This window comes from Cognatundibacterium jejuense, from assembly GCF_014284255.1.
Taxonomy (GTDB): Bacteria; Pseudomonadota; Gammaproteobacteria; order Burkholderiales; family Burkholderiaceae_D; genus Undibacterium; species Undibacterium jejuense.
Genome location: NZ_JACOFV010000001.1, coordinates 219,471 through 235,173, shown reverse-complemented (window position 1 = coordinate 235,173; position 15,703 = coordinate 219,471). Strand labels below are relative to the sequence as shown.

The following is a 15,703-nucleotide window of genomic DNA, read 5'->3' as shown; positions in this document are numbered from 1 at the left end:
TTTAAAAAGACTTACCCCACATAAAGTGGCGTGAGTCTTTTTTTTAAACTAATAAATCTGATTAACCTGATTAACCTGATTAACTGATAGAACACATTCTTCATCAGACTCAAAATTGCCAGTACAATGTCAGACTACTTATATTGAGATACCAAGCCATGTCGACCTCCCCTATCCTTGATAGCAAAAACCAATCTGTTGCCGTTGGCGACATTGTCCGCATCATTACTCTAAATCCGAAATTTATTAAAAGCTTCCCGGAGGACGAAAGAATCCTGATCGAATCAATGATCGGTCAATTTTTCAAGGTTGTGGATTTGGATGAAGATGGCTACCCGTGCGTTATTCGGGAGTGGCATGATGAGCGAGGCCAATTACAAACCCACGTGATTGGCTTAGATTCTGAAGAGATGGAAAAAGTTTAAGAACGTGGCGCCGACCTGAATACGCTATGCTGAGTGCAAATGTCGGCGCCAGTTAAAGAGATTAATTGCCAATGTAATTAAATAATGATAGTCCAGATATTTTCACAAATGACTGTTGCGCTGCTTGCAAGGTTGTCTGTTGCTGGTTCAAAGAAGTAATTGCCTTCGCATAGTCCAAATCCTGAATTGCCGACAACGATTGTGCATAGGCTATCTTAGTCGACGCCCCAACGTTATTGAGACTATCTACCTCTTGAAGGCTGGAACCAACTTGAGCCGTGACACTAAGTACATTTCCTAAAGATGCATCAATATTATTATTTGCCTGAGTCAACGCAGCTGTTAACGTTTTTCTCGCCGCAGAATTGCCGGTAGGAGTATTCAAGGCATTAATAGCATCCGTCAACGTTTCAAAAATATTCTGATTGCCTGGCTGTATCGTAAACTTATCTCCAGGCGCTGGTGTCGTTGATGGCGGACCTCCGGTTACAACCGCATTGATACCATCAAATTTGACACCTTGTCCGCTGACATATGGGGCTGGCTGGGGAATAGGCAAACCTGTTATAGGATTGGTCAATGCAACGGAACCACCAGTTGTTGTATTGATCACACTGAAATTTGCACCAGTGTTATCAAAAGTAATCGTGTAGTTATTGCCAGTCAAACTAGCCGCCGTCGCGGGATCAATTGTCGCCGTTGCAGTTGCCGTACCCGTGTTAGATGGGTCAGGTAAAACGCTAAACTGATTTGCAGAAGTACGAATATTCCCGAAAATTTGTTCACCAGGCGCACTCAATGGCAACTGCCGAGCAGTATCAACCTGCAAAGATCGCTGTCCCTGATCGCCGTTATAACTAGCGCCACCGACAGTTTGAGTATAAGGTGCAGTCGTTGTAGAAAAGCCCGAGAACAAATAATTTCCGGTACCATCCGTTGCGTTGGCAAGACTCAATAGGGATGCCAGATTGGATTTTAAAGTATTTGCAATCGCAACCCGATCACTATCAGCTAAACCGCCGTTGCCAGCGCTAATGATCAACGTTTTTGAGCTAGTGAGAAGGTTGGCCACATTATTCAAAACACCAGAAGTAACCCCTAGGTTATCCTGCAAATCTTGACGATTAATATTATATTGGTCATTGATAGCAGCCGCTTGGGTGATCACCAAAGCACGAGCTGACCCAATCGGGTCGTCTGCAGGCGTCAGAATTTTTCGACCAGAAGAGATTTGTTGCATCGTCTGATTCAAAGTGGACTGCAAATCACTGATTTGCGATCCACTATTCTGGAACACCATATTTGTACTAATACGCATGATTACCCCTATTGCCCAATTGCCAGCAATGTCGCGAACAATTGACCAGCAATTTGCATTAACTTACCAGCAGCTTGATATGACTGCTGATATTTTAATAAATTGGATGCCTCTTCATCGAGATTGACACCTGAAATAGATTGCTGCGTATCGGTGGCACTTTTTAAGATGCTCGTTTCGGATGCACTTGTTGCCTTCACTTCATTGGTCTTATTCCCGACTAGGCTGACGAACTGTGCAAAAGCGCCCTGTATAGTCGTAGTTCCGCCTGCCAGTCCATTTTGTGTTTGTATTTTTTGCATCAATAAGGCATTGCGATTGTCACCAGTACCCGTCGTATTTGGCCCTACATTAAACACATCTCCATTAGCAGGAGTACCAGACAAATTAAAAGTAACACCGTTGTAGCTATAGCTCGCACCTGCTATATATGGCACCGCTGTTCCGCCAGGATAGGTCGTCGAAGTAGCGCCGTTCGTCACTGTGACGTTCGCAGGAACTGGAAGCGTTGGAAAGCCAGATAACGTATTTGTGGCTGAATTGAACGTCAGTTTTGCAGTTGCCACTGGGATAGTAGAACCCAATTTAAAAGTATCGCCATTAGCAGGCGCCGTACCATTATCTTTAATTGAAAAACTCATTCCGTTAAAGCTAATCGTTGCTCCGCTTGTGTAGGGAATCGTCGTGGATAAAGGCGCAGTACTAGGGTAATTCGTCGTTACCCCACCTACTGTCACTGCAACATTTGCACCAGCAGGAAATCCAGAAATCGTGTTCGCTGGGGATGCAAAGGTAAGACTAACGACGCCAGCAAGACTGGAGCTATTATAGGACGCATCAACCGTCACCGGACCGATACTCCCATTAATTGAAGTGCTACCTGAAGCTACGGGAGAATTGATAACGCCTGCCGTGATCGCACCGTTACCAGTGTTTATTGAGGGAGCAGAAGTAGAAAAAGGCGTTGCCACAGCCAATTTATTGGGGTCAGAAATCGCGACAGAAATAGAAGCAGCAGCCGCTGCTGTTGGACGTATTAAAAACTGATCGCCACTCGCGGGAGCAGCACCAACCGGTGTGGATGATAACTGAAAACTAACGCCATCGAAATTAATTGGCAAGTTAGCCACAGGCGTAGTCGTTGCTCCATCACTCAGACGCGTAACGCTATATTTCCCACCAGAAAATTGCAAACTATAGTCGCTCGTTGTTAATGCAGAGACGTTAGTTATCGTGGCGTTAATTTGCGCATTACCTGTATTAAAGCCACTCGCCGTTGATACGACTGAATTGATCGAAAATAAATTCGTCCCAGTTGCTCCATTCAAATCTTGGCCTAAAGCTTGTTGCTGATTAATTGCACTCGCAATACTGACGGCTACCCTACCAATTGAATTTTGCGTTGCTGTCAACATGTTGGCGCGAAAATCCATCAACCCACCTAAAGTACCTCCTGGCAAGCCATTCTCAGCAATTTGTATAACTTTGCCTTTGACTTGATAAGCGACCTCATTGCGAGTTGGATCAGTGGGCGATTGCACCACTTGCAAGGCATTGGTTTGGTTACCCAAAACTAGTGGCTGACCATTACCGATGAAGACGTTATATTGCGACCCCTCTCCAACGACACTGACCGAAGTTAGTTTGCTTAATTGGGTCACTAAATAATCACGTTGATCCAATAAATCATTGGGCAACGAGCTATTTGAAGTGGACTGAGCTTTCCCAATGGAGTCATTTAATTGCGCTAATTGAGTAGCGTAACCATTGATGGTCGTCACCGTTGAAGCAATTTGACCATTGACGTCCGTACTTATTTGCGAGACCTGATTTTGCAAGCCATTGAGTGTCCCAACCAGTGATTGCGCTGAAGATAAAGCAGCTTGTCTGGCCGCAGCACCAGCTGTGCCATTCGGGCTCGCGGCAAGATTTTGAATCGATGTAAAGAACTTCTGCAAGGTTGGAGTAAAACCTGCCGTAGGATCAGCGACGATATTATTCAGACCGGAAATCTGAGAAAGATAAGAATCAGCCTGTGCTTTAGATGTTGTCGCCGAATTAACTTGTTGAGCAATATATTGATCGTATTGACGCTGAACCTGATTGGCATTGACGCCCAAGCCAAGATAAACACCACCAATGAGTTGGGATGGTGCAGAGCTTTGAATTAACACCTCACGGCTATACCCCGGCGTAGACGCATTCGCAATATTTTGCCCTGTCGTAGCAATACCAAGTTGCGCGGCAGACAAAGCGGATTGCCCGAGGTTGAGAATATTTGCAGCCATAATTAAACCTATAAATTTACCAACCTATCAAAACGCTGAAACTGAGGTCACTGATAGGTTTTCGGTACAAAGCCAGAAAACTTTAATTTGTGCAGGCAGCCCGGAACATCATTTAGGCTGAAAGGTTTTTCTTGATAATTTGACTTAATTTATTTGCATACTGAGGGTCGGTAGCATAACCGGCTTTTTGCATACCATAAGCAAAGCTAGTCGCATCTTTTGAATTGGCAATAACATTTTCATAACGTGGATTTTTTACCAACATATTGGCATAATCCTTGAAGGCATCCCCGTAAGAGTCGTAAGCCTTAAACTTTTCGACTCGACGCTGCGGAACGCCATTGACATACTCAGTAGTAACTGCGCTTACCGTTTTACCTTTCCAACTACTATTGGCCTTCATACCGAAAACATTATGACTTTCACTTCCATCTACCGTCTTAATTTGCTTTTTCCCCCAACCCGTTTCTAAAGCGGCTTGTCCCAGCATAAACTTGGCTGGAATTCCTGTTACTTTACTCGCCTCTTCTGCATGCGCTTCTAATTTCTTCTGAAACTCATGAACACGATCGGGGCCAGAAAAATCATTTTTTGCAGCAGGTACAGGCTGTTGTTCAAACTTCAAATTATCGAGATAAGAATTGATCCCACGTGCGTTTCCAATGTTTCCCTGAGGTTCATCATTTGTCTTCAATGCCTGGCTTACGGCATTGTTTGTGAGCTGCTTAACTAGCATATCGGCAAGACCAATCCCACGACTCGACATATTTTGTGTCAATTGCTGATCAAGCATTGAAGTAAAAGTTCGTGTTTGTTCATTATCAAACGGACCATTTTGGCCGCCCGCCTGACGCATTGATTTCAACATCATGTTCATGAACAACGCTTCGAACTGTTTTGCCGCAGCTTTGATGGCCTCAGGAGAATTATCCTTTACCGACATCTTTAAATTACCCAGGCTTCGACTGTCTATCGCCAGGCTTTTGTCAGATGAATCATTAATAGGAATCATGGCTCATCCTTAGATAATTTCCAACTCTGCGCGTAATGCTCCAGACGCTTTCATCGCCTGAAGTATCGCCAGCAAGTCTTGTGGCGTTGCGCCAATAGAATTGAGTGCCTTCACAACATCCGCTAGCGATGCACCAGCCTTCAATAACTGCAACTGACCAGCGTCTTTAGCAATCGTAATGGTGGAATTCGCAACTGGCGTAGTTTGGCCACCTGCAAGGGCATTTGGCTGGCTTACAGAATTATCCGTATTAACGGTGACCGATAAGTTTCCGTGCGCAACGGCACATGCCTCCAACGTGACCGCTTGATTCATAACAATCGAACCTGTCCGCCCGTTCAAGATGACCTTGGCAACATTTTGTGCTGGCGTGACATCAATACTTTCCAACATTCCTAAAAACGTAACTCGCTGATCAGGATTAGCCGGAGCTTTAACCTGGATAGCACGTCCATCAATGGCTGCCGCAGTATCAGCACCGAAACGACGATTAATAGCGTCAACAACTCGACTTGCAGTCGAAAAATCAGATGCATTTAATTCAAGCTGAATAGTCGGCCCTTGTGCAATTGCATTTGGCACGGCACGTTCAACCGTTGCCCCGCCAGAAATACGACCAACATCAAGATGGTTGACTTGTGCCTTGCTGCCATTTGCGGAAGCACCAACGCCGCTGACCAACACGTTACCTTGTGCCATCGCATAAATTTGACCATCAGCACCTTTGAGCGGTGTCATCAAAAGAGTACCGCCTCGCAAGCTTTTAGCATTTCCCATCGAGGAAACAGTAATATCCAGAGTTTGACCTGGCTGAGCAAAAGGTGGGAGCGATGTAGTCACCATTACTGCTGCCACATTCTTCAACTGCAAGCTCGTACCAGTGGGGATCACGACCCCCAACTGCTGCAACATGCTGATGATACTTTGCACAGTGAACGGTGTTTGCGTAGTTTGATCACCACTACCATCAAGACCAACCACAAGACCATAGCCTAATAATTGATTTTGCCGAACGCCTTGCACACCAGCGAGGTCTTTTATCCGTTCTGCACGGCACTCGGGAGCAAAGCTCAGACCGAAAAGCAACTGGCAAAACAACACCAAGCTAATTACATGTGAACGAAAAAACAATTTCATTTTAAAACCTATTCATCTCTGCAATACAAATTACATTGGAAGGAAACTCAGGAAAAAGCGAGTCAACATTGAGTTTGCTTCAGCTTTGTCGACATGTGAAGTAGAACGATATTCAAGTCGCGCATCGGCCACCTGTGTCGATGGCACGGAATTGCCAGCCGCAATTGTCTGCGGATTGACTATGCCGGAAAATCGTACAAACTCTGCGCCCTTATCAAACGCAAGTTGCTTTTCTCCGCTTACCAACAAATTACCATTAGCCAATACATCAATGACTGTTACAGTAATCGTTCCCGAAAAATTATTCGATGAATTTTCAGCTCCTGCCTCGCCAAATTTATTACCCGTCGTGACTTTTAAGCCCCCCTGCGCTGCGGTTGTTCCAGGCAGACCAAAAATGGTCGGGGTCGCATAGGATATGGCTCCTGTTTTACTTCCTGAACTCGCAGATGTTTTTCCTGCCGATGTTTTTTCACTCAAGGCAATTGTCAACACATCCCCGACCATGCGCGCCTTCACATCTTCATACAAAGGTCGATAAGTAGAAGTTTGAAAAATAGCTCCGTTAACCTCGCGCTGCGGCTTTGCAGTTTGCGGGGGCAAAGTCGTTGGTTGATGCACTATCGTTGGTGGTGTCACTGCGCAAGCCGACAACAATAAAGGCATTAGTCCAAATAAATACATCGCTTTTTTCATCATTTCACCTATCCAGAAATCTACATTTGAGACAATTTCTGCAACATCTGATCCGATGTTGTAATTGCTTTACTATTCATTTCATACGCGCGTTGAGTTTGAATCATATTGACCAGCTCTTCTGCCACATTCACATTTGACGTTTCTACATAATTTTGTTGAAGAGTTCCTGCCCCATTTGATCCCGGAGCGTTCGTCGCAGGAGCGCCTGACGCCGCAGTCTCGGCATATAGATTCCCACCCAAAGACTGAAGACCAGTTGAGTTGATAAACGTTGACAATTGCAAAGATCCGACCTGTACAGGCGCAACAGATCCTGGCTGGGTGACGGACACAGTACCATCAACCGCTACAGTAAGCGTTTGAGCATTTGCAGGGATAGTAATAGCTGGCTGAACAACATAGCCGCTTGCAGTAACCAATTGCCCTTGATTATCCGTTTGAAACGATCCATCGCGCGTGTATGCCGTAGTTCCATCTGGCATCAAGACCGAGAAAAAACCATCACCTTGAATCGCAATATCCTTAGCATTCCCGGTTTGCTGCAAATTACCCTGAGTAAAGAGACGCTCAGTAGCAACTGGACGCACACCCGTACCTAATTGCAAACCTGACGGCAATTGAGTTTGCTGCGAGCTTTGAGCTCCTGGTTGCCGTATGGTTTGATATAACAAATCTTCAAATACCGCCCTCGAACCTTTAAAAGCGGTCGTACTCACGTTGGCCAGGTTGTTTGAAATAACGTCCATCTGCGTCTGCTGCGCGTCAAGGCCTGTTTTTGCAATCCATAATGAACGTATCATTTGTACTCTCCTGCGCGCCATCCGCGCTAATTTGGTCTAAAGCCATTATCAACGAAGATGCATTAACCCATAGTCAGGATCTGCGTCGCTTTTGTGGCGTTATTCTCGGCATCGGTAATCAATTTCATTTGCATTTCAAACTGACGCCCTAAATTTATCATCGTCACCATAGAATCGACTACACTCACATTACTGCTTTCAAGCATATCAGACGCCACCGAAACAGCCGGATCGGCATCAGTTGTGCTTCCGTCTTTGGTCTTGAATAAACCATCATCACCGCGTACCAAATTTGATGCTGGAGGATTTGCCAATTTAAGGCGACCAATAACTTGGATTGAATTCGGTGACGAACCACTAGGAATACTCGATATAGTTCCGTCTTTTCCAATGCTAATCGGGGTACCCGGAGGTAAAGTGATCGGCCCGCCCTCACCCAATACATTCAAACCATTTTGGGTTTGCAATACGCCATTTTCATCCAGCTTCAAACTACCATTTCTGGTTAGCCCTTCTGAGCCATCTGGCTTTTCAACGACCAACCAACCGGCTCCTTGAAGAGCGACATCCAATGCACGACCAGTCGGCTGCAAAGGTCCAGGAGTGAAATTTGCACCCACGGTAGAATCAACCACGAATGTTCTGGTTGGTAATTCTCCACCAATGACTGGAATGGCACGAAATGAATCAAATTGCGCACGAAAACCAGTCGTGGTGGCGTTGGCCAGATTATTGGACGCTGTTGCTTGCTGCTCTAAAATATGACTCGCACCGGTCATCGCAGTGTAAACTAAGCGATCCATATCAATCTCTCTTTAAACTGGCGAAAAAAAACGCACATCAAATCCCATAACCTATTAGCGAAGATTGACCAGAGTTTGTAACACTTGATCTTCCGTTTTAATGGTTTGCGCGTTCGCTTGATAGTTCCTTTGCGCGGTGATCATTCTTACTAAGTCGCCGGTCAAATCAGTGTTCGAGTCTTCTGTAGCGGAAGATGTCAAGGTACCCAAGGCTCCTACCGCAGGCGATCCAACCAAGGCCTGACCTGAAGCTGCAGTCTCCCCCCATTGATTACCACCTAGTGATTGCAAGCCATTTGGGTCGGTAAAATTTGCCAAGACAACCTGCCCCAACACTTTTGTTTGTCCATTTGTATAGCTACCAACAATCGTGCCATCTTTGCCGGTATTAAAACTAGACAACTTACCTGAGGCAAAACCATCTTGCTTCATAGTGCTGACGCTGTAGGGTGAGCCATATTGCGTGCTACTGGTGAAATCGAATTTGATATCAATAGCGCTGTTAATCGGCGATACAGCGCTGCTGTACGGAATCGGTACCGCCATTTTAAACGCGTTAGGACTGGTGGCAGAGAAAGAAGCGGATGCCCAATTAGCTGGGTTGGTAGCGTCATATACGCCAACCAATGCTCCCAAGTTACTAAATCCCAAGGTAGCCAACGGCACAGGAACGATTGAGGTTGAAGGTGGAATTGGTTTCGTTAATTGACCATTAACTGCAGGTACAGCAAGATTACCATTATCAAATAAACTACCATCAACGGTGCCATATACTGTCCAGGCAGAAGATGGCTTAGTTAATGTGGGCGGTATAAATGCACCTGGGATCGTTATCGGATCGACTTTTACATAATACGTTTGTACCACATGCGAATTACCCAAGCTATCGTACACCGTCGTTGAAGTTGAACTATTGTAGGTAGTTGCGTTAGTTGGATCAAACGCAGTTGGAGTAATCACTGGCGGTGTCGTTACCGGCAACACTGTCCCCGGAACGTTGAGGGTGGAATTAAAATTCATCACCGCGTTGATCGTGGAAGTCTGGTTTGGGGCTAAATCTGCGGTATTAATGTTGATAGGAACTGGGGATCCGGTCGAGAGAACGCCATTCGTATTTGCCGCATAGCCAGTCAATTGCGAACCTTGAGCATTGACGATATAGCCGTTTTTATCCAATTGAAATTGACCGTTGCGTGAATACGTTACCGCACCATTCGTCGTCATCCGAAAAAAGCCATTTCCATTAATAGCAATATCCAAAGGATTACTCGTTGTCGATACGTTACCTTGCGTGAATTGCTGCTCCACTCCAGCTACGCGCACACCAATACCGATGGCATTCGCTGATGCACCATTTAGCGAGTTAGCGTACACATCAGAAAACTGCGCCTGTGAGCTTTTAAATCCGACGGTTCCGGCATTTGCAATATTATTACCAATAACGTCCAATTGCTGCGACGCCGCACTTAAGCCACTCAAACCTTGTTGAAAACCCATGATTACTCTCCTGCGGAACAATAAATGATCAAAACATCACCGCGTAAATTTAAAAACAATTAGAAAATCTGAACCACACTATTCATTGCCACAGAACCTAAATTAGCTAAGTTCAAGCTTACCCCCTGAGCTCCAGCTGAAACACTCGACACCATGCCAAATTCCAAATTAGTCGGCGTGACCGCCGAAGCCCCTGATGACGCCTTAACTGAGTAACTGTACTTACCTTCTGGTGCGACGCCACCCGCATCAGTAGAACCATCCCAGCTCAATGTTTGTACGCCTTGCGACATCTGACCCAAATTAATTGTTTTTACTACAGCACCGGCAGCATTGGTGATTGTTACAGTTCCGCCCGAAATATTTTGCGGCAAATTGAGGCCGTAAGCGCCTGCTGTTGTGCTCGCGCCAGCAGCATTCGTTGTCTTTGTCAATTCAATCGAATTTCCTGGCACCAATACGCCATGACCAATCATATTTGCGGCTTGCAAACTCTGCCCCGCCTGAAAATTCGCATTCATCGCATTAATTGAAGCGTTAACTTGATTAATACCAGTAACTGTTGACAATTGCGCCAATTGACTAGTGACCTGCGCGTTATCCATTGGATTCAAAGGGTCTTGATTTTTCAACTGCGTGGTTAACAAAGTCATAAACTGATTTTGTGCCGTCTGAATCGAATTGGCCTGTGCTTTTGCACCATTCATGGTTGCCAGCAAGCTAGGATCAACCGTATTTGTCTGTATAGTCGACATCTCAAATCTCCTTTATGGGTCTCACTGACCCAAAGTAAGTGTCTTCAAAAGCATGGCCTTTGCTGAATTCATTGTTTCAATGTTGTCCTGGTAAGAGCGGGAGGCTGAAATCATGTTAACCATCTCTTCAACAACATTTACGTTAGGCGATGCAACATAACCTTTTTCATCTGCAAGCGGATGAGACGGGTCATACATCAATTTAGGAGGCTTTGCATCTTCAACAACGTCCGTCACCTTAACGCCAGTAGACGCCGTTCCGCTCATAGGCACAGCCGCAAAAATGACCTGCTTTGACTTGTATGGTGTACCGTTGGTACTCGTTACGCTATCTGCATTGGCGAGGTTGCTCGATACAGCGTTCAAACGCTGAGCTTGCGCACTCATCGCTGAACCAGCAACATTAAAAACATTAAATAGCGACATAACAATTACCCCTTATCATCCTCGATTACTCTTATCTAATTCCACTCAACCCTGAATAGCAGCAAGCATATTGCGTATTTGCATATTAATCATCGTCAAGCCAGCCTCATATCGAACCGCGTTATCTGCAAATGCATTTCTCTCGACATCCATATCAACCGTATTGCCATCCACGTTCCCCTGCACCATATTGCGAAACTGAGGAGTAATGCCATCCAAGGTCCTTGTCGAATCTAAATGCTGGTCTGATGTTTTGGCTAAGGCAGTTGCTGATTGATGCGCATTGACTTGCAATTTGCTTTTGAGCACTTCATTGAAATCAATATCGCGAGCCTTGTAGTTCGGGGTATCAGCATTCGCAATATTGGATGCAAGTAATTGCTGGCGTAACCCGCGAACTGATAAGGCTGTTTGTTGAAACTGCATCAAGTCATCTAGCTTGCTCACAACCCATCTCCCTCATCAGAAACTCAAATAATACTTTTCTCTTCTCTGCATGATAGGTGAGACACCACCAATTCAAATCGACAATCAAAGGCAAGAAATACCCCTTATTTATTAGATCAAGCGCCGTAACATTGACTAAACTGAGTGCGTTGGAATGCTGGCACTACTGAAAGTAACTATGAACCGTTTAGCAAAATTCATCATGGCCCTGATTGGCTTGCCATTATCGATTTCGCATCCAATGGCAGCAGAAATGACTGAGTCCAGACAAGATCACGAGAGAATCAGGCAAATCGCTAGTGAATATTTGCTGCAACTATCGACTGCACAACCAGGAGTGGCTGACATCTCAGTCGGTCCTGTTGATAGTCGTCTGAATTTATCTGAATGCCAGGCTTTGGTTCCTTTTCTGCCGACTGGCAGCAAAGCATGGGGAAAGACGACCGTTGGAGTCCGCTGCACTGCACCAAGCGCATGGACGATTTACCTCAGAGCAAACGTTCAAATTACGGCAGAATACTACGTGGCAGCACATTCCCTAACAAAAGGACAAGTTCTGGCGATTGACGACCTCAGCAAAATCAAGGGCGAAATTTCAAACTTACCCGTTGGATTTATCAACAATCCCGACCAAGCGATAGGTAGAGCAATACAAATATCAGTATCTTCTGGCACCCTTTTGCGCCTCGACTCACTTAAAAATCCTGCCGTGATTCAACAAGGACAGTCCGTACGGGTCATTAGCAGAGGTAACGGCTTTGAGGTAACCACTGATGCACAAGCGATAACCAATGCATCAGAAGGACAAATAGCCAAAGCAAAAACCGCAAATGGTGTTACGCTGAGTGGGGTCGCAAAAGCAGGCGGAATCATTGAAATTAGTAATTGAACTCAGAAAATAAGTGGCTGCGCCGCAATTTTTTCATCAACATAACTAAAGTTTAAAAATACCGAGCCGATAACCCGAATGTAGAAGTAGATAATTCCCACTATCGAGGGTATCGCTGTGAAAATTGATGACATACTAAATAAAACCGCTACGACGCCGGCATCCACCGGTCCGCAGCAGGCGCGCGCCGATGTTGCGCAAGAATCGACGGTAGCTACACCAGCCGCACCAAGTACGAATGTGCAGTTGTCGCCGCTATCATCACAATTACAAGCACTGCAAAGCACACAAGCTAGCAGCTCTGTATTTGCGACAAAAAAAGTCGAAGAAATTAAATTGGCCATTTCAGAAGGCCGTTTTCAGGTCAACTCTGAAAAGGTTGCCGATGGCCTTCTGGAGTCTGTTAAAGATTTGATCAACTCAAGAAAACGTTAAAAATGACACAAGCAAGCGCACAAGATATCGCTATCCAACAAAGCCTGACAGAAGAAACCGAAGCGATGAATGCACTTGCCGCACTACTCAAGAAAGAGCAGTTAGCGCTATCTAACGGCGATTTAAACGCCCTCAATCAGACCACAGCAAACAAAAGTGATTTGTTACGTCACATTGTAGAACTTGAAAAAACACGAGGAAGCCATCTCAGCGCTCTCGGTTTTGCCAATAAACCTGAAGGAATGCAGGATTATTTGAACAAATATCCTGACAACATCACGACGGCGCAACTTTGGAAAGATTTATTGAGCGTCTCAGAGCAAGCTAAAGAAGACAATCGCACCAACGGCCTGTTAATTAATCGTCGGCTATCGCAAAACCAGGCTGCTTTAGGTGTACTCGGCCTCGGCAATAGCGCAGGCGCGCTTTATGGGCCAAGTGGGCAGACATCGCTAGGCTCAGCAAACATCAAGGGCACAGCGCCCCGCTAAAACAAAAACGAGGCAACGATAATACAAAAGCTCAAAGTGATTTGGGCTTTTTATTTGACTGGAACATCCACCACAGGCTCAGGCAATACAGCTAACACCGTCACGGTCACACGCCTATTCCTAGATCGACCTTCGGGAGTGTCATTTGAATCTACCGGTTGCTTTGCACCTTGCCCGACAGCTGTTACCCGATTTTCATCGACGCCATTTTCAGTTAGCAAACGAGCTACAGTACTCGCACGGACTGCAGACAACTCCCAATTTGACGGAAAAATAGAATTTTTGATAGGTATATTGTCCGTATGCCCTTCGACCTGTATCGCATGGGTATCAATTTTCAATACTGAAGCAATTGCGGTCAACGCCTGAATAGAGTCCGCGCTTAATTTTGCCTCCCCAGTGGGAAACAGCAGACTTGCATTAATTTCAATTGTGACGCCACGACTAGTCTGTGTGACGCGAACTTTACCCTCCCTGACCAGAGGCTCCAGTACCGCCATAATATCGCGCGCAACTTCGGTCATTTGACTGCGCTCTCTACGCAAAGCCTCACTCGCTCTTTGCTTCACTAGCGGCAGCGGCGCTAGCTTGAGTAAATCTTCGGGGGTAGCCGTCGTCAAGGTTGGAGAGACTGGCTTAGCATTACTAAATGCACCAGTGAGTGAATTTGACAAAACACGGTATTTACCTTCATTGAGAGACGAAATAGCATACATCACCACAAAAAAAGCAAAAAGCAAGGTAATAAAATCAGCATAAGAAACCAACCACCGTTCATGGTTGTCAGGTTCCTCATGAAATTTTCTTCTCGCCATGGATGAATGCCTAGTTTTTGTGGTTAGCGACTCGCTCTTCTACAACCCTAGGGCTATCACCCAAAGCAATACTGTAGAAAATATCAGACAACATCTCTCTGCGAACAATTTCTTTGCTAATAATTTCTTTGAGCTTATTACTGACAGGCAAAAAAAGTAAATTAGCCAAGCCGACGCCATAGATCGTTGCCACAAAAGCAACCGCTATACCACCACCCAACTTTGCCGGATCAGTTAAATTTTCCATCACGTGAATTAATCCAAGTACAGCACCCAAGATGCCTATCGTGGGAGAATAACCGCCTGCAGATTCCCAGATCTTTGCCGCCTGACGCTGCTCCATTTCAAACAAAGAAATATCAACATCCAAAATATCCTTGAGACGCACCGGATCAACGCCGTCAATAACCAAACGTAAGCCTTTACTGATAAATGGATCTTTGGCTGTGTCCATATACCGTTCAAGACTTAAAAAACCTTCTCTTCTGGCAACAACACTCCAGACCAATGCGTCCTGAACATTCTTCCGACTGTTATCTGGTGGTTCAGAAATAACCCAACGCAACATAGAAACGCCGCGTTGAAACGTTGTCATCCGACTTTGCAACAAGACTGCACCGATGGTACCAAGGACGACGATAACAAATGCAGCAGGCTGCAAGAGAGATGCCAGATTACCGCCCTCCATCAATTGGCCAGCACCGATTCCAATCACGACCAGAAGAAATCCCGCTACGCTAGCCCAGTCCACGCCTTCTCCCTTAAATAAACCCTGAGCCTGGCAACTGCCTGGCTATGTAATTGAGATACCCTGGATTCAGAGACTCCCATGACCGCGCCAATTTCTTTGAGATTTAATTCCTGCTCGTAATAAAGCCCCATGAGCAGCTTTTCCCGTTCAGGCAAATTATCAATCGCACCGATCACCGCATCCCGAAAATCCTCATTGAGCAAGTCTTGTAATGGGTCTCCCGAGCTATCAGAGCAATAGTGATCTAAAAAGTGTTCTTTGGTATCAGCATCATGAAAGTCTTCATAGTAAACAAGTTGATGTCCACCGCTATCACCTAGCATGTCCTGATATTCGCCTAGCGTCAATTTCAGAGATTTTGCCACCTCTGTTTCAGTTGGGGGTCTGCCAAGTTTTTGCTGCAAGACATTCATTGCAGTTTCTATCTTACGCATACTTTGACGCACGCCTCTAGGCAGCCAATCGGTATTACGTAATTCATCAAGCATTGCGCCACGAATGCGCTGCACCGCATAGGTTTCAAATTGTGCGCCATGCGTATCTTCGTAGCGATTAACAGCGTCTAGCAAGCCTATCATGCCAGCTTGCACTAAATCATCCACCTCGACGCTCGGAGGCAAGCGTGCTTTCAACTGGTAAGCCAAACGCTTAACCAGAGGCGCATGCTCCCTCAGGAGAAAATTTTTATCTGATTTTCCGCTAGCGGTGTACATAG

18 protein-coding genes are annotated in these 15,703 nt (G+C 45.5%); 4 read left to right on the top strand and 14 right to left on the bottom strand.

All coding sequences use genetic code 11. The features are described from left to right. Positions 1-158 precede the first annotated feature (158 nt). Positions 159-425 (top strand): hypothetical protein, encoded by a 267-nt coding sequence (locus H8K32_RS01150; RefSeq protein WP_186910621.1) that lies wholly within the window; start codon positions 159-161, stop codon positions 423-425. Between the two features lie 61 nt (positions 426-486). Here H8K32_RS01150 and flgL read toward each other — a convergent pair whose 3' ends face one another. From flgL to flgB, 11 genes are all read right to left on the bottom strand, one after another. Beyond that, entirely contained in the window at positions 487-1,743 is a 1,257-nt protein-coding gene (gene flgL / locus H8K32_RS01145) for a flagellar hook-associated protein FlgL (RefSeq protein WP_186910620.1), read from the bottom strand. An 8-nt stretch (positions 1,744-1,751) separates the two neighbouring features. Then, positions 1,752-4,031: a flagellar hook-associated protein FlgK gene (gene flgK / locus H8K32_RS01140; protein WP_186910619.1), complete on the bottom strand. Its 2,280-nt coding sequence runs from the start codon at positions 4,029-4,031 to the stop codon at positions 1,752-1,754. Between the two features lie 112 nt (positions 4,032-4,143). After that, the gene (gene flgJ / locus H8K32_RS01135; protein WP_186910618.1) at positions 4,144-5,043 is read right to left on the bottom strand and encodes a flagellar assembly peptidoglycan hydrolase FlgJ; all 900 of its coding nucleotides are present in this window, start codon (positions 5,041-5,043) and stop codon (positions 4,144-4,146) included. 9 nt (positions 5,044-5,052) lie between these two features. Continuing rightward, positions 5,053-6,180, bottom strand: coding sequence for a flagellar basal body P-ring protein FlgI (locus tag H8K32_RS01130; protein WP_186910617.1), 1,128 nt, complete (start codon positions 6,178-6,180; stop codon positions 5,053-5,055). A 30-nt stretch (positions 6,181-6,210) separates the two neighbouring features. Then, on the bottom strand, positions 6,211-6,879 hold the full coding sequence (locus H8K32_RS01125; protein ID WP_343067917.1) for a flagellar basal body L-ring protein FlgH: 669 nt from the start codon (positions 6,877-6,879) through the stop codon (positions 6,211-6,213). 17 nt (positions 6,880-6,896) lie between these two features. Beyond that, positions 6,897-7,679: a flagellar basal-body rod protein FlgG gene (gene flgG / locus H8K32_RS01120; protein ID WP_186910615.1), complete on the bottom strand. Its 783-nt coding sequence runs from the start codon at positions 7,677-7,679 to the stop codon at positions 6,897-6,899. A 62-nt stretch (positions 7,680-7,741) separates the two neighbouring features. Beyond that, on the bottom strand, positions 7,742-8,482 hold the full coding sequence (gene flgF, locus H8K32_RS01115; protein ID WP_186910614.1) for a flagellar basal-body rod protein FlgF: 741 nt from the start codon (positions 8,480-8,482) through the stop codon (positions 7,742-7,744). A gap of 54 nt (positions 8,483-8,536) precedes the next feature. Next, complete coding sequence (flgE, locus tag H8K32_RS01110; protein WP_186910613.1) at positions 8,537-9,979, bottom strand: flagellar hook protein FlgE; 1,443 nt, start codon at positions 9,977-9,979, stop codon at positions 8,537-8,539. A gap of 59 nt (positions 9,980-10,038) precedes the next feature. Continuing rightward, entirely contained in the window at positions 10,039-10,734 is a 696-nt protein-coding gene (locus H8K32_RS01105) for a flagellar hook assembly protein FlgD (RefSeq protein ID WP_186910612.1), read from the bottom strand. A 21-nt stretch (positions 10,735-10,755) separates the two neighbouring features. Continuing rightward, positions 10,756-11,160, bottom strand: a complete 405-nt coding sequence (gene flgC / locus H8K32_RS01100; RefSeq protein WP_186910611.1) for a flagellar basal body rod protein FlgC — start codon at positions 11,158-11,160, stop codon at positions 10,756-10,758. A 45-nt stretch (positions 11,161-11,205) separates the two neighbouring features. Then, positions 11,206-11,586, bottom strand: coding sequence for a flagellar basal body rod protein FlgB (gene flgB, locus H8K32_RS01095; RefSeq protein ID WP_186910874.1), 381 nt, complete (start codon positions 11,584-11,586; stop codon positions 11,206-11,208). Between the two features lie 199 nt (positions 11,587-11,785). Between flgB and flgA the strand changes: the two genes are divergently transcribed. The 3 genes from flgA (at position 11,786) to H8K32_RS01080 (ending at position 13,422) form a co-directional block, all read left to right on the top strand. Further along, entirely contained in the window at positions 11,786-12,496 is a 711-nt protein-coding gene (flgA, locus tag H8K32_RS01090; RefSeq protein WP_186910610.1) for a flagellar basal body P-ring formation chaperone FlgA, read from the top strand. Positions 12,497-12,613: 117 nt separating this feature from the next. Then, positions 12,614-12,931 carry a flagellar biosynthesis anti-sigma factor FlgM gene (flgM, locus tag H8K32_RS01085; RefSeq protein WP_186910609.1) on the top strand — a complete coding sequence of 106 codons (318 nt, stop codon included), beginning with the start codon at positions 12,614-12,616 and terminating at the stop codon, positions 12,929-12,931. 2 nt (positions 12,932-12,933) lie between these two features. Beyond that, a complete protein-coding gene (locus H8K32_RS01080) occupies positions 12,934-13,422 on the top strand; it encodes a flagella synthesis protein FlgN (RefSeq protein ID WP_186910608.1) in 489 nt (162 codons plus the stop codon). Between the two features lie 50 nt (positions 13,423-13,472). On the opposite strand, the gene motD is transcribed toward H8K32_RS01080, so the two are convergent. Genes motD through H8K32_RS01065 form a run of 3 tightly spaced genes read right to left on the bottom strand, consistent with a single transcriptional unit; the run spans position 13,473 to position 15,701 of the window. Beyond that, positions 13,473-14,237: a flagellar motor protein MotD gene (motD, locus tag H8K32_RS01075; RefSeq protein WP_186910607.1), complete on the bottom strand. Its 765-nt coding sequence runs from the start codon at positions 14,235-14,237 to the stop codon at positions 13,473-13,475. Positions 14,238-14,247: 10 nt separating this feature from the next. Then, positions 14,248-14,988: a flagellar motor protein gene (locus tag H8K32_RS01070; protein ID WP_186910606.1), complete on the bottom strand. Its 741-nt coding sequence runs from the start codon at positions 14,986-14,988 to the stop codon at positions 14,248-14,250. Then, positions 14,970-15,701 (bottom strand): RNA polymerase sigma factor FliA, encoded by a 732-nt coding sequence (locus tag H8K32_RS01065; RefSeq protein ID WP_186910605.1) that lies wholly within the window; start codon positions 15,699-15,701, stop codon positions 14,970-14,972. Before H8K32_RS01065 ends, H8K32_RS01070 begins: the two co-directional genes overlap by 19 nt. Between the last annotated feature and the right edge of the window lie 2 nt (positions 15,702-15,703).